We start from the raw sequence: 18,195 nt of genomic DNA, 5'->3' as shown, positions 1-18,195 counted from the left end.
AAATCCTCCCATGTCTGATCATGGTATGACAGCAAAATCTTCTTTTGTCTGAACATTGAATCCTGATTTTAGAAACATATCCTCAAGCGAAGTGAATGAAGAATATTCAGCTAAAAACTCACTATTAAAAAGCTCACTGAAAGAAATCTCTTTAGTCTCAGAAATTTCTTCTAAGTTTTTTTGAGTTTATCAATCTGGTCACTAAATTTTTTAACCATACAATCTCCCTCGCCAAAGCCAGTAATTTAATGAATTAATTTTTTAGCATGCTGTCAGATATGGTGTCTATTTATTGTTCGGTTAAATATTGAACATTTCCAGTTCTCTCAATTTATTAATAAAACTGCTCAGAAAATACTCATTACATTACCTGCACTCCTCTTGCGATAAACCATAATTTTTCAGTTATAGCCTATGGCCTGTAACGCTCGGAAGCAGCGCCCTTTCTGGCTTTTCACATCGCATGCTTTTGCCATTGGAGATCCACGCAAGATCCAATCAACTGACACAATTTACAAAATATTCATATATTTTAATCACTTATTCCTCCCATTAGATCCTCTGCCGATCCCTGAAACTGAAAAAGACTGAATTTCTTTTCACTTTTTTCAGTTGGCGAACTCCGGCAGAAAGCCAGCAGCGGCGCTGGCTGGCGTGGCGGTTTGTATAAAACCAGAACTGAAAAGTTTTTATGATGCAAAACTCGCAGGCGGTTGCGGTGTAGCGCCGTTTTGGTAAATGAATACATTATTTTGTCAGTGCTGTGAAGCCGTCAGCGTGGCGGTGAGGTCTTGATCCTGTTGCGGGTTGGTGCGGCGCAGCCTGCGCCTGTGCGTGTTGCTCAGTGCGTTCTGTGCGGTCTGGTGGCGGGCATAAAAAACCCGCTGCATGAGCGGGTCATTTGATGGGGTTTATTACCCGATGATGGGGAATACTTCTCTGTCAACCGCCCCCTTGTCAGTGGTAGGTCTGGGGTGTAGCCTGTGAAAGATTTTCTTTTGCCCTTTCAGCAGTACCGCAATCCTTAAACCCTCCCATCCGTGGACCTCCGCACCAAGAGCGATAAAAAGAGATTCAATATCACTTCATTTTATCGAACCGTTAACCAGCCGGGCGAACACATCTGACAGCGTTTTTTGGTATCGTTTGTTCATATAATTATAGAGTCAAAAAATGACACTAAAGCAACCATTTAATGGTGTCATTTTTTGTCGTCACCAATCCGGCCAAAAGTCCCCTCTCTCATGCAAGGTTGTAATCGATTCTGATGTAACTATCCCACATAATGGTGCCATTCACTTTTAGAGATCTTCCGGCATACTCATTCTGTCAACGAAGGAGATCGCCATGCGTAAAGCCTCTTTTACTGAGCATCAGATCATGGCCATGATTAAGTCGGTGGAGCTGAAATATAACTGTGAACATCTGCATGAATCTCTGAACAATCCGACCCCAGCGGAACACCGACTACAACATCCTTTGGCTGGGATCTCAAAAAAATGCATGGGACTAAAAAGGGACTATTTACAGCATCGTTTTTCTGCATCATGAATGATCTGAACGATCCGCAAGCACGAGCTCTGTTATCCTGAAACCCGCGCCTCTTTTCGGTAAATCCAGTTAAATTGTTCAATATAGACACGCTGCGTCTTACTTTAATAAATTTCAGTACTACCAAATGGGCCGCTGCCCATTTGGTAGTATCAGTAAGATAAATTCCAGGCCGTTATTCGCCAGGCTATTTCCATCGCGAAAACGCGTGGTATCTTATTTGTTTGCTTTAGTGAGTGGACACAGATCGATGACAAAACTGCGGGTAGGCATTGTGTTTGGCGGAAAGTCAGCCGAGCATGAAGTATCGTTACAGTCGGCAAAAAACATCCTCGACGCAATTGATAAAACGCGTTTTGAGGTGGTCCTGCTGGGGATTGATAAACATGGACAATGGCACCTCAGTGATACATCTAATTTCTTATTGAATGCAGAAAACCCCGCGCTCATTACGCTGAATCGATCGGCAGATAATATCGCATTGATTCCGGGCCAGACTCAGCAGCAACTGATCATCAGCCACAACTCGCAGCCGTTGTCTCAGGTTGATGTCATTTTTCCTATCGTGCACGGTACGCTGGGAGAAGATGGCTCGCTGCAGGGATTATTACGAATGGCATCGTTGCCCTTCGTCGGTTCAGATGTGCTGGGCTCAGCCGTGAGCATGGATAAAGATTTTACCAAGCGTCTGCTGCGTGATGCTGGATTGCAGGTTGCGCCATGGCTGAGTGTCAGCCATGCGCAACGCGCGCAGCTGGATAGCGAAGCTATTATTGCCCGCCTCGGATTGCCGCTGTTTATCAAACCAGCAAATCAAGGATCGTCTGTCGGCGTCAGTAAAGTAAACAGCGCGGAAGAGTTTGATGCAGCGTTAAATCTTGCCTTCACTTTTGATCGAAAAGTCCTGATTGAAAAAGGAATTAAAGGCCGGGAAATTGAATGTGCAGTATTAGGCAATGACCATCCGCAAGCCAGCCCTTGCGGTGAAGTAGTCGTACAGGATGCATTTTATTCCTACGACACCAAATATATCAGCGAGAGCGGCGCGCAAACCGTCGTGCCCGCCGCTATTTCGCCTGAAATAAGTGATGCAATCCGTAAGGTTGCGCTACAGGCCTTTAGCGCTTTAGCCTGTTGTGGCATGGCGCGCGTTGATGTGTTTTTGACGGAAAATAACGAAATCATTGTTAATGAAGTCAATACATTGCCTGGTTTTACTAACATCAGCTTGTACCCTAAGTTATGGCAAGCCGCGGGCATAAGTTATCAGGATTTAATCACACAACTGATTGAGCTGGCGCTGGAGCGTCATCAGCAAGCCAGCCAGTTAAAAAGTAGCGTGCATTAAATCAGGCAATGCGGCTGGTGAATTCGCGTTTAGCATACACCGGCCACGTTTGGTTACGGCCATTACGTTTTGCGAGATAAAGATTTTTATCTGCCGCCGAGATTAAACGATTGGCCACGCTATGCCATTCACGTTCTTCGGCGGCGCTATCCAGCGCCAGACCAAGGCTGGCGGTGATGGTTACTGTATTTCCCTGTAACCAGAACTTCTCTTTCACCATGCTTTGACGGATCTTCTCCGCCAGCTGATATAACTGCTGGTGACGTTGATCAAAGGTCACTACAACAAATTCCTCTCCACCAAAGCGACAAATGCGCCCTTCCTCACCCACGATGCGCTGCATACGGTCAGCAATTTCTTCCAACACCTTATCGCCCGCATCATGACCAAAATTGTCGTTAATGGTTTTAAAATAGTCGACATCTAACAGAATCACGCCCATTTTACGCTGGGTGCTAAAGGGTTCTTCTTTTAAACCTTCGAACAGACCCGAACGCGAGAGCAGCTGCGTCAGAAAGTCATAATTTGCCCGTAACGCCAGACGCTGATTTAACTGACGAATGGCATCCATGCTGGCGGCCACAATCAGTGGGCTGACAGCGACCGTTGCTACGCCTAAACGCGCCGAGGTAAGCGGGCTGAATGGCAGCAAATTACCATTGCCCTGGACATTCATCACGCCATGTGAGGCCAGCACAATTTCCGTGATGCCTGTGATCAAAATCACCAGACTGGTCATCGGAATGGGTAACACAATCGCACACTGTCGCTACCGATGTAAAACTGGCCCACCTGCCGATGTAAATCTGACCCACCTAGGGTAAAAATGGCAGTTTTAAGGCACTGCCAATGATGACATTGGAGACCAGAGTGGAGATTAGTGTTTTACACCGTCAGGGCATGTCGATACGCGCCATCGCGCGCCAGCTTTCATGCTCTCGTGAGACCGTTCGCAGATATATTCGTAGCCCGCTGCCCGTAGCGGATATGCGCTACAAGCCTCGCGCACCCAGACCCTGCAAGCTTGACCCGTTCAAGACCTATATCCTTGAGCGCGTGGCCGCTGCCAGGCCCCTCTGGATACCCGCCAGTGTGCTGCTGCGCGAGATCCGTCAGCGTGGTTACGAGGGTGGTTACAGCATGCTGACCGCTTTCCTGCACCCCATTAAGCAGCCCGTCACTGAAGAGGTAACACGCTTCGAGACCGAGCCTGGCTTTCAGATGCAAGTTGATTTCACCATCATCAGACTCGGTCATAACCCATTGCTGGCCTTTGTCGCCACGCTGGGCTGGAGCCGCGCGACTTTCGTCAAGTTTTACAGCAACCAGGACTCCGCTGCCTGGTGTGACGGCATTGAGTCTGCGCTCAGGTTCTTCGGCGGGACGCCGCATCAGCTGCTGTTCGACAACGCCAAGGCCATCATCATTGAGCGCGATGTCTACGGCCCCGGTAAGCATCGCTGGAACCCGCAGTTGATGCACGTCGCCGAGAAGTATGCCTTTACTCCCAAGGTCTGCCGACCCTATCGCGCCAAGACCAAGGGTAAGGTTGAGCGGTTTAACCATTACCTCAAGAACAGCTTTATCGTGCCTCTTACCGCGACCTTCCGGCAGGCCGGGCTGGTACTGGATGTACCTGCTGCCAACACACGCATCGGCGAGTGGCTGGTCACCGTCGCGAACACACGAGTGCATGGCACCACAGGCGTACCGCCTGAGCAGCGCATGCCGCGCGAGCGTGCTGCGCTATTGCCGTTACCGAAGGTCACGTTGGCATTGCCTGCACCTGTCCCAGCGCTCAGCCAGCGTCCGGTGCCGACCGAGAGCCTGCAACATCCTCTGGCAACGTACCAGGCCTTGCTCGAGGTGCCAGCATGAACCTTCAACATGATCGTATTGCCGCGCTCTGCGAGCAACTCAAGCTCGACCGCCTGCCGGCAGAGTGGCCGGGTGTGGCACAGGCGACCATCGACAACAGCGGCACGCATGCCGACTTCCTGGAAGCCGTTTTGCAGCTCCAGCATGATGGCCAGAACGAACGGCGTCGCCAGACCATTTTGCGGTTATCAGGCCTGCCGGTGATAAAAACACTGGAGCAGTTCGATTACGCCTATGCCAGTGGCGTTCCACGAAGTCAGATCCAGGAGTTGGCGGGTCTGACATTTATCGAACGTCAGGAGAACGTTGTCCTGCTCGGGCCTTCTGGCGTCGGCAAAACGCACCTGGCGACCGCCATTGGCTATAAGGCCGCGATGGCGGGTTTAAGCATTCGGTTCATTACCGCCGCCGACATGATGCTGCAACTGATGGCGTCACATCGTCAGGGTGACCTGAAGGGCTACCTGAACCGCGGCGTAGGTAAACCTAAGCTGTTGATCATCGACGAAGGGGGATATCTGCCGTTCGGTAAAATGGAGGCGAACCTGTTCTTCCAGGTAGTCGCTAAACGGTATGAGTCAGGCAGCGTGATCCTGACCAGCAACCTGCCGTTTACGCAGTGGTCCGGAACGTTTGGTGATGACGAGACACTGACGGCAGCGATGCTGGATCGGCTGCTTCACCATGCGCATATCGCCCAAATCAGCGGCCAAAGCTATCGACTGAAAGATAAGCTGAAAAGCGGTCAACTCCAGAAGAAAACGAAAGCAACAACGCTCGAATGATTCAAAGGGGGTGGGTCAGTTTTACTTTGGCAGGGTGGGTCAGAATTCGATCGGTATTGACAGCACACCATATCAGTGCCGGGATCGGGAAGATCAGGCTACCTGCTCCACCCATTATCGCCCCTGCCACCAACGACAGCGCCACTGTGATAACTGGTGAAATTTTACCCATACGCAGAAGCTGACGAAGACACATGGTTTGCCAGTTGCGTGTTAATAAAAAAGGCAACAGCATCAAGCCGGTTGAAAATTGTTCACTAAACCAATCGCCCCAGGCGGTAACGAGTTGCGTATTAAATTCCCCTTTCTGCGCCAGCGCGCCCCAGGTTGCACATGCGAATGCTGCCAGCAAACAGGCGGGGAAAATGCGTATCGCGTTAGCAATACGTTCGCTGCCGGATTCATGCTGAAAATGTTTTACCAGCATCGAAACGGCTGTCAGGATAAACAGAATATTGGCAAAGTTAAGGGTAAAAGCAGGCAGCGCCCAGCCAGAAAAAGCGGCGTCATTGAAAAACATAGCGGTGAAACAAGTGAGATAATACTGCGTTTGATGCAAAAAAGGGTTTCGTACCATCAGCCCGGCAATCAAGGCATTTACTGGCCAAAAAAGCGACAGTTCTTCAGGAATGCGTAAATGGCTACCAACAAAACAGCAGCGTAATAAGAAAGAGCGAAAAGGCATTTTTTTTAAAATTATGTTCTTTGAACAGCTTAACGCGCATATGTCTGGACCTTGTACCAGGAACACTTGCTGCCTACGTCAGTCAGGTGTGGCATAGCGACAGAATAATGTAACGCTATTCGCCACCAAAGCTCCCCCTCGAAAAGCACGCCTTCATGCATATAATTTAAAAGTCACGTTTTGATGCGGCTTAAGCCTGTCGGCAGTGATAAATTGCGCCAATTATGCCCTTTAACAAAAAATCGGATACCCGAGCTATCCGATTTTTTCTTTTACCCTACAGTTTTCCGCGCGAATGTAGGATTATTTCACTGCAACCAGCCACTGGCTGAGTCGAATCCCACGTTTATCGGCATTATCACCAAAATCTTTAAGCACGGCTTTAACGTCTGCATCAATATATTCGGCATTATCATTATCGACAATCACCATACTATTTTCAGGGATCGCATTCAGTAAACCTTGTAGTCTGGGATTATGCATAAAGGTCAGGTTTTGCTGAAAACGCAAAACGTAATGGTCGTCATAGCGTGTAAGCTGCAACGCATTGCGGTGGCTTTTAGAGAGGTTATACCGGATCTGCATGACGATGCCGATAGCAATACCCGTCAGCTTGCCAAATGTGATAATCCCAACGAGGGTGGCAAGGAAGGGAACATCCTGTTGCGCCCCCATACGAAACTGTTCGATAAAAGTCGCGGCGTAGCCAGTTTATAGTCGGTTTGAAGTAGCACGGCTGCCAGACTTGCCAGCGGAATAGTGTTCAGCATTTCGCTAAATCATAAGCCATAAATTAACAGTAATAAGCCGTGGATAAAGATCGGCAGTTTCGTCTGCGCTCCCGCATTAACATTTATTTACCGTTCCAGCTTTCCAGACGAGATCTACGCGTCGACAGCTGCTGCTGAGGGGTTAACTTCGTATAATTTTCTGTCATCCCACTTTCCCAGTCTCCATAGAGTGGGTTGGGTAATACAATAAATTGCGTACCAAAACGCTGATGGTTAAGGTTAACGAATTCACGCCGCTGCTGATTACCCTGATGCCAGGTCTCACCGCTAAAATCATTCAGGTTATCGCCGATATAAAGGACTACATTGTAGCCTTCACCTTTGATGGCATCGAAGCGCGTCTGCTTATTAGACGTTTCGGTATTCAAACGCACCGTTTTTTCATTCACGCCGGTAAAACCCAATTGCTGCATATTTGCAACGGTCGCGGCGTAATCTTTTTGTGTGCGGTTTGAGACATAAAACATTATGCCCCCGTGGCTGTTAACATAACGCGCGAATTCTACCGCGCCGGGAACCGCTTTAGCCTGTCGCGCCTGTGTCCACGCTGACCAGGTTTTGCTGCTAAAAGGCTGGCCCTCTTTCGCTTGCCAGGCACTGTATGCGCTGTTATTCAGCATCGTCTCATCCAGATCGACAATAACCGCTTTGGCTTTACTCGTTAGCGAAGGGGCCTGATCAAAAGCCAGCCGCGCACTATTAAAGGCCTGCCAAGCCAGTGCGTCATATTCAGCTGATTGCTGGAACCAGTTAACCGCTAAGACAGATTGCTGACTAAGTAGCTGCTGCGCCTGTTGCTGAGGCGGCTGCACACAGCCAGTCAGAAGTAGCGTCACCATGCCGCTAGCAACGAACATCACTGAGTTTTTCATCGTTCATCCTTAAGGTGAAGGTGGGTAAGGCTTCAAAAATGTAGCAGTTAACGTAAGCTGTGAGCAGCAGAACGCGCGCAGTTATGACAGGAGAAACGTATGCCCTTGCCCCCACGCTCACCATTACTCGATTCGCTCGGTTGGGTAGATTATGCTTTTCAGCCCGCTGGGCAATCCCCTCCTGCCAGTGCGGCTTATGGTCATCAGCGCCACAGCGCAAATGTGGTGCTGGACACACAAAATTTTCCGCCCAAAAGTTGCGAATCCGATGGCGTGATCGGCCTGGGTGATCGGCCAGTTGCGGTTTATACCGCAGATTGTTTACCTGTCTTAATCGCGGATACTCAACAAAAAATGTCGCCGCCGTTCACGCGGGTTTAAAAGGAACATTAAAAGGCGTGTTGTACCGCGCCGTTGAAAAACTCTGCGCGCTTGGCACCACGCCAGAAAGTTTGTATGTTGCTATCGGTCCCGCCATCGCGCCCTGCTGTTATGAACTGGGTGCAGGCATGCTGGCAGAGATTGAGCAAACGCCTGGCGTACCGCAGCATATAAAGTGGCATCAATCGCAGCCTGTTAATCCTCATTCCCGACGAGCGCAGGCACACCCGCAGCAGAATGGCATTTGGTTTGATTTACCCGACCTGGCCACACGAATGTTAATGCAGGCTGGCATTCCTGCCGGTCAAATCGATAACGTGGGTGTGTGCACTTACTGCATGGCAGAAGCGGGATCGAGCTACCGCTCTAATACCCATTTTAATAGCGGCTATCAATCGCGTTATTCATGGATTCGACGTAATTCATTCAATCACCCTATGCGGAGGGGCTGATACCAAAAAGCGATGTTTAATGTAATCGTGATGAACATCGCTGTGCTTCTTTAATCCACGCCTGGCGTCTGCGTCACAGCCCCTGCTTTTTTGATACTTCTCACACCCTGACATCCTTTCACTTTTTTTTAACACAGAAATCGCTAAAGTTAACTCATCAGACCACTTCCCTGAGCGTGATGATGACTGAGCGCAACGCAGCTTACCCGGCATTATTTACCCCGCTAGATTTGGGTTTCACCCGGCTGAAAAATCGTTTCCTGATGGGCTCAATGCATACCGGACTGGAAGAACACACTGACGGGGCGGATCGGTTGACCACGTTTTACGCCGAGCGTGCACGCGAAGGCGTAGCACTGATTGTGACCGGGGGTGTTTCTCCTAACGCGCAAGGTGTGGCGATGGCACATGGCGCAATGCTTACTCATGAAAATCAATGCGGCTGGCACCGTCAAATCACCGAGGCCGTGCACCAACATGACGGCAAAATCGCGTTACAAATATTGCATACGGGCCGCTACAGCTATCAAAACGATCTGGTTGCGCCCTCCGCTCTTCAGGCGCCTGTTAATCCTTTTCCCCCCAAAGCGATGAGTGAGGCAGAAATTGAGCAGACCATCGCTGATTTCGCGCGTTGCGCCCGACTAGCTCAGCAAGCGGGTTACGATGGTGTTGAGATCATGGGATCGGAAGGCTATCTGATAAATCAGTTTCTGGTTAAGCACACTAACCAGCGAGACGATCGCTGGGGCGGCGATTTCAGTCAGCGTATGCAATTTGCGCTGGCTGTTACTCGTGCGGTTCGTGCCTCGACAGGCGCAAAATTTATTATTATTTTTCGCTTATCCATGCTCGACTTGATCAACCAGGGCAGCACCCTGCAAGAGACGCTAACCCTGGCGCGCGAGCTGGAACAGTGTGGCGTAACGCTATTCAATACCGGCATTGGCTGGCATGAGGCCCGCATTCCTACTATCGCCACCTGCGTGCCGCGCGCGGCTTTTGCCTGGGTTACGAAGCGTCTGCGCGCGCATGTTTCTGTGCCGGTCATTGCCACAAACCGGATCAACCATCCTGACGTAGCGGAACGGCTGTTACAGGAAGGCTACGCGGATATGGTTTCTATGGCGCGTCCTTTTCTCGCCGACGCGGCTTTTGTCAGCAAAGCACAGCGCGGCGCGCCTGAACGTATCAATACCTGTATCGCCTGTAATCAGGCCTGTCTTGACCAGATTTTTGTCGGCAAAGTGACGTCCTGCCTGGTAAATCCACGAGCCTGTCATGAGACGCTGATGCCGATAACGACCAGTACGACGCCTAAAAACCTGGCGGTGGTGGGCGCAGGCCCGGCAGGAATGGCGTTCGCCTTACAAGCAGCGCAACGGGGTCACCAGGTTACGCTTTACGAAGCTGCGCCTGATATTGGCGGGCAGTTCACTATCGCCTGCCAGATTCCTGGCAAAGCCGAATTCAGCGAAACGTTACGTTACTACCGCCATCAGCTGGCCGCAGCGGGTGTGACGATAAAAACGGCCTGTCGGGTAAAGGCTGATCAATTAGACGAGGCTGATGAAGTGATCCTGGCGACCGGTATTCAACCGCGCATCCCTACTATTCCGGGCATTGAGCATCCAAAAGTGCTTAGCTATCTCGATGTGCTACGTGATAAAAAGCCGGTCGGCGAGCGCGTTGCAATCATTGGCGCAGGCGGCGTTGGTTTTGATACCGCTGCGTATTTATCGCAACCGCTGCATGAAGAGACGCTGGACACCTTTTATGCTGAATGGGGAATTGATTACAGCCTGACGCAACGTGGCGGATTGACCCGCTCGCAACCGCCTCAGTCCGCCCGGCGCATTTGGTTGCTACAGCGTAAAGCAGGCAAGCCCGGCGCCACGCTGGCAAAAACTACCGGCTGGATTCATCGTACCACTCTGCAAGCACGCGGCGTGCAGCTGTGGGGCGGCATTGAATATTTGTTAATTGACGATAAAGGACTGCATATCCGACGAGAAGGCGACATTTTAGTGTTGCCGGTGGATAACGTGATTATCTGTGTCGGTCAAGAGCCGCAACGCGAGCTGGCCGCTGCGCTGCGTGAAAGCGGAAAAACAGTCCGGTTAATTGGCGGTGCCGACGTCGCGCTGGAATTAGATGCTCGTCGTGCTATCGCGCAGGCAACACAGCTGGCGCTGACGGTATAATGCTTAACGCATTTTCACCGCACGCAATATGACAAATTTTTGATTTGACGCCACCAGCGTGCAGTTTCCAAATAATTTTTTCAGCTTGTGGTGATAATCGAGATGACGATTGCCAACAATGCGCAGCTCGCCGCCATATTGCAGGCAGCGCTTAGCGTCACGGAGCATCTGCCACGCCAGATGATCGGTGATGGCATGCTGCTGATGAAACGGCGGATTACACAGCACCGCATGCAATCGGTCAGAAGGATAGCCGCTCAACACGTTGTTCACGCGAAACTGGCAGCGCGTCAGATCCTCTGGACGGTTGATCTCGACATTCAGACGACTGGATTCCACCGCCATGTAGGACTCATCAAGAAAATGCACTTCAGCCAGGGGATTACGCGCCAGCGCCATCAGGCCAATAACGCCATTTCCGCAGCCCAGATCGATAATCTCGCCTTCAATGTTTTCTGGCAAATGCTGCATAAACAAACGAGCGCCAATATCCAGTGCAGATCGGGAAAAGACGTTGGCATGATTATGAATTTGATAAGAGGTGCCATCCAGCGGCCAGACGAGAGTGGGTGACTGCTCAGGCAGAACCGGTTGGGTAAACTGGCTGTAAATCAGTCGTGCTTTTTTCCAGGCCAGCGAGGTTTTGGTTTCGCCAATGATTTGCCCGAACAGTTGCAGCGTCGAATTGTGGATTTCTTTGGCACGCGCAGCGGCCAGTATTACCGTTTCCGGTGTGATCGCCTGTCGAATTGAACGCAGCTGCTGCTCCAGCAACGCCAGCGTTTTCGGCACCTTAATCAGCACGGCGGCGGGCGCAGCCGGTAATGCCGCCAGACTGTCGAGGAAATGTACCTCGCCATCATCAAGCGCATTGAGGCGAAGATTTTGACGCGTAGCCTGCTGGCTCAGCCATGAATCGCTGATATGCCAAACCGGGCGTGGATTTAACGCACAGGTCAACGCACCAAAGCTGTCGTTAAATACCCATACCGGCCCTTCAGGCAGCGCCTGTTGTAACAGATATTCATCAGCCGCATCCCAGGCTTGTAATGGACTTTCGTCACGCATCTGCGGAAAACGATGCAGGATCAGTGTGCGATCGTTCAGTTCAAGTTGGCTCATGGTTTCTCCGGCATGGTACACTTTGGTTGGTTTTCGCCCCAAAAAGGGGCGCAGTATACTGTCTTTCACCGGGAATCCCTAATGTCCTCACTTATCTATCTTCAGGGTTATCCTGAGCCTATTCTTGAGCAGGTAAACACGTTGATCGAGCATCAGCGTTTGGGGGCATTTTTACAGGAACGGTATCCCGACACGCATAACGTCATCAGCGATAAAGCGCTGTATGACTTCACGCAGGGGCTAAAAAACCGCTTTATGCGTAACGCGCCACCTGTCAGCAAAGTTATTTGGGATAACAAAATCAAAGTGATGAAGCACGCACTGGGTTTACATACGGCGGTGTCTCGCGTGCAGGGTGGTAATTTAAAAGCCAAGGCCGAAATCCGTATTTCCACCTTCTTTCGCCTGGCGCCAGAGCCGTTTTTACGTATGATCGTGGTTCACGAACTGGCGCATCTTAAAGAAAAAGAACACGACAAAGCGTTCTATCAGCTTTGCTGTCATATGGAGCCGGATTACCACCAGCTCGAATTTGACGCACGCCTGTGGATGACCGATCAGGCGATGCGCGGTAATGCCGCTTAAAGAAACTCTTGTGCTTTTTGAATCAGGCTGGTTTTGGTTAATGCGCCGAGAAAATGGCGATCCTGCGGGTTATTCAATACCGGCAGGCGTTCCAGCGTAACCATTGCGAACGCTTCCCAGCCTTCCCGCATACTTTGATACTGGTAAACGCAGGGGAAATTATTATCCATCACCAGCTGCACTGGCGAATCCAGGGTGATCTCCTGCGCCAGTACTTTGCGTGCGATGTCGTGTATCGATACGACTCCCAGAAACGCGCCTTGATTATTAATGACATAGACGTAGCGTTCGCGCTTAAGTGAACTCACCGCCAATGCCTGGCCCACCGACTCTTCTGGTTTCAGGGCCGCGCCGGGAATGATCAGTTCCGCTACCCGCATATTATCGAAATCATATTTCGCTTCTGAGCGATTAAAGTGATTACTCACCACCGGATAAGTGCTGGCGGATTGCAGGCGATACACCACCACTGATGCCAGCACCGCCGCAATCATCAGCGGGAACAGCAGGCTGCTATTGAGCGTCATTTCCAGCACCATCAAAATTGCCATTAGCGGTGCCTGGCTGACTGCCGCTAACACCGCCGCCATGCCAATTGCCGCATACAGCAAAATATGGCTAAGCGGCAAATGAAGCGCTGTACCGCCCATCGCCAGCACTACCCCTAACAGCGCGCCAATTAACAGCGATGGCGTAAATAAACCACCGACAGCATTCGATCCCACCGACAGACTGGTTGCCAGCGTTTTCAGTAACAGCAGCAATAACAATCCCGGCAACAGGTAATGCCCTGCCATGATTTTTACGATGACTTCGTAACCGTTGCCTAAAATATCGGTTGAAATCAGCGCCAGTAACCCTACCGCAAAGCCGCCTGCTCCCAGTCGCAGCGGCAGCGAGCGCACCCGGCTAAACAGCATCCTGCTACGTGCAATCAGTTTGATCAGTAACCAACCTGCCAGCCCGGCGCATAAGCCAATGATCACCGTCATCAATAAGCTGCTGACATTCATCTGGAAATTCGTTTCGGCCAGCGGATAAAGCACACTGCGAAAGCCAAAAGACCACATTGTCATGACCGCCACGGCAGAAGCGATGATGAGCGGGATCAAACGCTGTAGCGCCGAAATGCCAAAGGCAATTTCAGCGACAAAAATCGCGGAGGCCAGCGGTGCATGATAAACAGAAGAGAGCCCGGCTGCGGCGGCCATCGCTACCACATCACTGTTTTTAAGCTTAAGGGAAGCGGGAAGAAACTTGCCCATCAGGCTGCCGCACAAGGCAGAAAGCTGCACCATCGGCCCCTCTTTACCAATCGATGCACCGCTGCCAATACTGGCAATAGAAGACAGTGCGCGGAATAGCGAGGTTTTGGTTGGCACTTCATCAAGCCGGGCATTAATAACTTCGAGATAATCGTTTTTACCCGTTTGCTGTTGTTCAATGGTAACGGCATACCGCAAAAAATATCCCGCCAGTAAACCGCCCGCGCCAACCAGCACTGGCCAGAGAAACCACGGCCAGATGTGCATCGCCTCGGTTATTTCATTGCTACTCCTAAACAGCAGATGATTGATCAGTTCAATAACGCCGCGAAAAGCCAGTGTAACCAGCGATGCAACGAAACCAACCGGAATAGCAATTAACAACGTGGTCCAGTTCAGTGCGTGTTTACTTCCTTTCACCTGCGCTCCTTCTTTCTGCCAAATGCCGTTGCGTCATCATAATATTGGAATGCGGATCGCAGGATCAAATTCGCCTTTAGCGCCTGCGTTGCGCGTGACGTTGGACATGCTACTCTGCCGTTTTAAAAAGCAGGAGTAACGTCGTGATTCGTTTTGCCATTGTGGGAACCAACTGGATTACCTGCCAGTTCATTGATGCTGCGCACGAGACTGGCAACATGAAACTGAGCGCGGTCTATTCGCGTAGCCAGCAACAGGCAGATACATTCATCAAAGAGTATCCCTGCAATCAAGTATTTACCTCACTAGAGGCGCTGGCCAGTTGTGCAGAGATTGACGCGGTATATATCGCCAGCCCAAATGCGCTGCACTGCGAACAGGCGCTGATGTTTTTGTCGCACGGCAAACACGTCATTTGCGAAAAACCGCTGGCCTCTCATCTCAAAGAGGTTGAAGCCATGATTGCCTGCGCGCGTGAACATCAGGTGGTTTTGTTTGAAGCCTTTAAAACTGCCAGCTTACCTAACTTCTTACGGCTGCAACAGGCGTTGCCGCAGGTGGGTAAACTGCGCAAAGCCGTGTTTAACTATTGTCAGTATTCATCGCGCTATCCACGCTATCTCAACGGAGAAAATCCCAATACCTTTAATCCACGCTGGTCTAACGGTTCCATTATGGACATTGGCTATTACTGTTTAGCCAGCGCCGTCATGCTGTGGGGCGAGCCGCAAAAAGTTCAGGCGCAGGCAACATTGCTGGATTCCGGCGTTGACGCACACGGGACAGTCGTGCTGGGTTACGGTGACTTTGATGTGGCGATTTTGCATTCCAAAGTCAGCGATTCCACGCTTCCCAGTGAAATCCAGGGTGAAGCGGGTGCGCTGGTGATACAAAAAATCCCGGAATGTCAGCAAGTCAGCTTTATTCCACGCGGCGGAGATAAACAAGACCTCAGCCAACCGCAGCACATTAATACCATGCTGTATGAAGCTGAAACTTTCGTGCGTTTGGTTGAGCAGCGTCAGATTGATCATCCCGCGCTGGAGGTTTCACGCATTACCGCCAGGCTACTTACGGAGATACGCCGTCAAACTGGCGTCATATTTCCTGCCGATCAACGTTAAGTGTAAATATTTCTAAATATTACTGACAGCGATTGCTTCCTGGTTACGAAGCCCGTAATTTACCCACCTGCAAAGGGGAGTAACTTATAAGCTGATCGATCGTCATTACGATGCATTCGCATCCGGTCATCAGGCAACCTGGACCTGTTTCTGTGTTGTAAGTGAGACCTTGCCGGAAGGCGAGGCTTGCTTACAACAAAATAAGCGGCTGACGTTTTCTGACTTCAGCCGCTTATTTATTTCAGACAGGACAAAATCATGCAAACTGTAGGAACGCCATTACTTTGGGGCAGTTTTGCGGTGGTAGTACTTATCATGCTGGCGATCGACCTTTTTCTACAGGGGCGGCGCGGCGCGCAAACCATGTCATTCAAACAAGCCGCCGTCTGGTCGCTAATCTGGATTTCCGTCTCGCTGCTGTTTAGTGCTGCTTTTTGGTGGTATCTCGACAACCATGCAAGCCGTGAGGTCGCCACTGCTCAAACGCTCTCTTTTCTGACCGGTTATGTGCTTGAAAAAGCGCTAGCGGTAGACAATGTTTTCGTCTGGCTGATGCTGTTCAGCTACTTCTCCATTCCGGCTAATTTACAACGGCGCGTACTCATTTATGGCGTATTAGGCGCCATTATCCTGCGTACTCTCATGATTTTTGCAGGCAGCTGGCTGGTTACTCAATTCAGCTGGATTCTTTACGTATTTGGCGCATTTTTGCTGTTTACTGGCTTGAAAATGGCGTTTGCTAAAGAGGACGACGAGAAGGCTGTCGGGGAAAAACCGCTGGTGCGCTGGTTGCGTAACCATCTGCGCATAACCGATTTTCTAGAAGGCGAAAAATTTTTCACTCGCAAAAATGGCGTCCTGTTTGCCACACCGTTGCTGCTGGTACTGATCATGGTGGAACTGAGCGACGTCATTTTTGCAGTTGACAGTATTCCGGCCATTTTCGCCGTGACCACCGATCCTTTTATCGTATTAACCTCAAACCTGTTTGCGATTCTTGGTTTGCGCGCCATGTATTTCCTGCTGGCAAACGTAGCAGAACGCTTTTCGATGCTGAAATATGGTCTGGCGATCGTGCTGGTATTCATAGGCGGTAAGATGCTGATTGCTCATCTTTACCCTATTCCCGTGGGGGCCTCGCTGGGCGTGGTCGGTACGATTCTTGCCTCAACCCTGCTGATTAATGCCTGGGTTAACCACAGAAATGACCAGAAGAATATCTCATAATAATTCTCTACAGGGGCAGCATCTGCCCCTGCTTTATTTTGTATCAGCCGCTTCAGTCATTTATTATCTCTGTTATCGTCCCGTTATCCAGCATAATAAAAATTCGATATTAGCCGCCTTAACAGAATTATCTCTTTTCTCGTCCATTCTTTTCCTTATACTCCGCTGGGCAAACCGCTTTGGCTGTGTGATTTATCGCAACCAATGCTACATCCCGCTAAAAATACAGAAAAATCTATGCTTAAAAATGTCTCCGCACGTCTGGGTACCCTGTTCGCAGGAAGCCTGGTGAAACAAATTATGATCGGGCTGGTCGCTGGCATTATGCTAGCCTGGCTGTCTCGCGATGCGGCGCTAGCCGTAGGACTGTTAGGTGAACTGTTTGTCAACGCGTTAAAAGCCGTGGCGCCATTACTGGTTCTGGTGTTGGTCATTTCCTCTATCGCTAATCATCAGCAAGGCCAGAAAAGCAATATCAGGCCGATCGTTATGCTTTATCTGCTCAGCACTTTCTTTGCCGCCGTTGTGGCGGTGATTTTTAGTTACCTGACGCCACAAGCCTTGACACTAACGGTAGGCGCCACTGAAATAACGCCGCCATCCGGCATTACCGAAGTGCTGCGCGGTTTGCTGATGAGTATGGTTGCTAACCCGATTACTGCGTTAATGAACGCTAACTACATCGGTATTCTGGTGTGGGCGATTGGATTAGGGCTGGCGTTTCGGCACAGCCAACCGAGTACCCGCGCGTTTCTGACTGACGCATCAAACGCAGCGACCTGGCTGGTGCGCTGTGTCATTCGCTGTGCGCCCATAGGTATTTTTGGCTTAGTTGCGTCTATTCTGGCCTCGACCGGTTTTGGTGCTCTGTGGCAATATGCTCACCTACTGTCGTTACTGATCGGTTGTATGGCGCTGATGGCGCTGGTTGTCAATCCGCTGTTGGTTTTCAGTAAAATCCGCCGTAACCCTTATCCGCTGGTGTTTACCTGCCTGCGAGAAAGCGGTATGACCGCCTTCTTTACCCGCAGCTCTGCCGCTAACATTCCGGTGAATATGGCGATTGCAAAACGTCTAAATCTGGATGAAGACACCTATTCAATATCCATCCCGCTGGGTGCGACTATCAGTATGGCGGGCGCCCCGATCACCCTTACTGTGCTGACGCTGGCGGCAGTACATACTTTAGGCATTAGTGTGGATCTGCCCACTGCTATTTTACTCAGCCTGGTCGCATCATTATGTGCCTGTGGCGCATCGGGCGTGGCGGGGGGTTCGCTGCTGCTGATCCCGGTGGCATGTAATATGTTCGGCATTCCCAATGATTTGGCAATGCAGGTGGTCGCCGTAGGTTTTATCATCGGCGTGCTGCAGGATTCGGCTGAAACGGCGTTGAATTCCTCAACGGATATTTTATTCACCGCAGCCGTTTGTCAGGCTGAAGCGGACCGCATACCGAGCCGCATTTAAAAAATTATGGCGACCAACGGAGGTCGCCATTTTTT

12 protein-coding genes and 4 pseudogenes are annotated in these 18,195 nt (G+C 50.5%); 10 read left to right on the top strand and 6 right to left on the bottom strand.

Features of this window, described 5'->3' with window-relative positions; genetic code table 11:
- Nucleotides 1-1,347 precede the first annotated feature (1,347 nt).
- Both H2P46_RS19515 and ddlA read left to right on the top strand, forming a co-directional pair.
- Nucleotides 1,348-1,551, top strand: a complete 204-nt coding sequence (locus tag H2P46_RS19515) for a hypothetical protein (RefSeq protein WP_193406551.1) — start codon at nucleotides 1,348-1,350, stop codon at nucleotides 1,549-1,551.
- Between the two features lie 250 nt (nucleotides 1,552-1,801).
- On the top strand, nucleotides 1,802-2,899 hold the full coding sequence (ddlA, locus tag H2P46_RS19510) for a D-alanine--D-alanine ligase (RefSeq protein ID WP_193406500.1): 1,098 nt from the start codon (nucleotides 1,802-1,804) through the stop codon (nucleotides 2,897-2,899).
- Between the two features lies 1 nt (nucleotide 2,900).
- Here the strand turns inward: ddlA and H2P46_RS19505 are convergent.
- A pseudogene (locus tag H2P46_RS19505) lies at nucleotides 2,901-3,662 on the bottom strand (GGDEF domain-containing protein); the annotation flags it as partial.
- 86 nt (nucleotides 3,663-3,748) lie between these two features.
- Between H2P46_RS19505 and istA the strand changes: the two are divergent.
- Together istA and istB are read left to right on the top strand one after the other, a co-directional pair.
- The gene (gene istA / locus H2P46_RS19500; protein ID WP_193403243.1) at nucleotides 3,749-4,777 is read left to right on the top strand and encodes an IS21 family transposase; all 1,029 of its coding nucleotides are present in this window, start codon (nucleotides 3,749-3,751) and stop codon (nucleotides 4,775-4,777) included.
- Nucleotides 4,774-5,562, top strand: a complete 789-nt coding sequence (istB, locus tag H2P46_RS19495) for an IS21-like element helper ATPase IstB (RefSeq protein ID WP_193406499.1) — start codon at nucleotides 4,774-4,776, stop codon at nucleotides 5,560-5,562. Before istA ends, istB begins: the two co-directional genes overlap by 4 nt.
- 58 nt (nucleotides 5,563-5,620) lie before the next feature.
- Here istB and H2P46_RS19490 read toward each other — a convergent pair.
- The 3 genes and pseudogenes from H2P46_RS19490 to H2P46_RS19480 all read right to left on the bottom strand — a co-directional run.
- Nucleotides 5,621-6,287 (bottom strand): annotated as a pseudogene (locus H2P46_RS19490) (GGDEF domain-containing protein); the annotation flags it as partial.
- Between the two features lie 263 nt (nucleotides 6,288-6,550).
- A pseudogene (locus H2P46_RS19485) lies at nucleotides 6,551-7,104 on the bottom strand (SulP family inorganic anion transporter); the annotation flags it as partial.
- The gene (locus tag H2P46_RS19480) at nucleotides 7,101-7,910 is read right to left on the bottom strand and encodes a 5'-nucleotidase, lipoprotein e(P4) family (RefSeq protein ID WP_193406498.1); all 810 of its coding nucleotides are present in this window, start codon (nucleotides 7,908-7,910) and stop codon (nucleotides 7,101-7,103) included. The pseudogene H2P46_RS19485 and the gene H2P46_RS19480, both read right to left, overlap by 4 nt.
- Nucleotides 7,911-8,009: 99 nt before the next feature.
- On the opposite strand from H2P46_RS19480, the pseudogene H2P46_RS19475 reads away from it, so the two are divergent.
- A pseudogene (locus H2P46_RS19475) lies at nucleotides 8,010-8,743 on the top strand (purine nucleoside phosphorylase YfiH/LACC1 family protein).
- Between the two features lie 182 nt (nucleotides 8,744-8,925).
- The gene (locus H2P46_RS19470) at nucleotides 8,926-10,947 is read left to right on the top strand and encodes an NADPH-dependent 2,4-dienoyl-CoA reductase (RefSeq protein WP_193406545.1); all 2,022 of its coding nucleotides are present in this window, start codon (nucleotides 8,926-8,928) and stop codon (nucleotides 10,945-10,947) included.
- A 3-nt stretch (nucleotides 10,948-10,950) separates the two neighbouring features.
- Here the strand turns inward: H2P46_RS19470 and rlmG are convergent, their stop codons facing one another.
- Entirely contained in the window at nucleotides 10,951-12,069 is a 1,119-nt protein-coding gene (rlmG, locus tag H2P46_RS19465) for a 23S rRNA (guanine(1835)-N(2))-methyltransferase RlmG (protein ID WP_193406497.1), read from the bottom strand.
- Between the two features lie 81 nt (nucleotides 12,070-12,150).
- Between rlmG and H2P46_RS19460 the strand changes: the two genes are divergently transcribed.
- Nucleotides 12,151-12,654 (top strand): M48 metallopeptidase family protein, encoded by a 504-nt coding sequence (locus H2P46_RS19460; RefSeq protein WP_193406496.1) that lies wholly within the window; start codon nucleotides 12,151-12,153, stop codon nucleotides 12,652-12,654.
- On the opposite strand, the gene H2P46_RS19455 is transcribed toward H2P46_RS19460, so the two are convergent.
- Nucleotides 12,651-14,339: a chloride channel protein gene (locus tag H2P46_RS19455; protein WP_193406495.1), complete on the bottom strand. Its 1,689-nt coding sequence runs from the start codon at nucleotides 14,337-14,339 to the stop codon at nucleotides 12,651-12,653. The two genes, H2P46_RS19460 and H2P46_RS19455, sit on opposite strands and share 4 nt — an antisense overlap.
- A gap of 143 nt (nucleotides 14,340-14,482) precedes the next feature.
- Here H2P46_RS19455 and H2P46_RS19450 point away from each other — a divergent pair, with 143 nt between their 5' ends.
- The 3 genes from H2P46_RS19450 to sstT all read left to right on the top strand — a co-directional run bounded on the left by H2P46_RS19450 (nucleotide 14,483) and on the right by sstT (nucleotide 18,160).
- On the top strand, nucleotides 14,483-15,463 hold the full coding sequence (locus H2P46_RS19450; RefSeq protein ID WP_193406494.1) for a Gfo/Idh/MocA family protein: 981 nt from the start codon (nucleotides 14,483-14,485) through the stop codon (nucleotides 15,461-15,463).
- A 258-nt stretch (nucleotides 15,464-15,721) separates the two neighbouring features.
- Complete coding sequence (locus H2P46_RS19445) at nucleotides 15,722-16,690, top strand: TerC family protein (protein WP_193406493.1); 969 nt, start codon at nucleotides 15,722-15,724, stop codon at nucleotides 16,688-16,690.
- A 237-nt stretch (nucleotides 16,691-16,927) separates the two neighbouring features.
- Entirely contained in the window at nucleotides 16,928-18,160 is a 1,233-nt protein-coding gene (sstT, locus tag H2P46_RS19440) for a serine/threonine transporter SstT (RefSeq protein WP_193406492.1), read from the top strand.
- Nucleotides 18,161-18,195: the final 35 nt, after the last annotated feature.

This window comes from Mixta mediterraneensis (assembly GCF_014946725.1).
GTDB lineage: Bacteria > Pseudomonadota > Gammaproteobacteria > Enterobacterales > Enterobacteriaceae > Pantoea > Pantoea mediterraneensis.
This window is presented reverse-complemented; position numbering and strand designations above follow the sequence as displayed.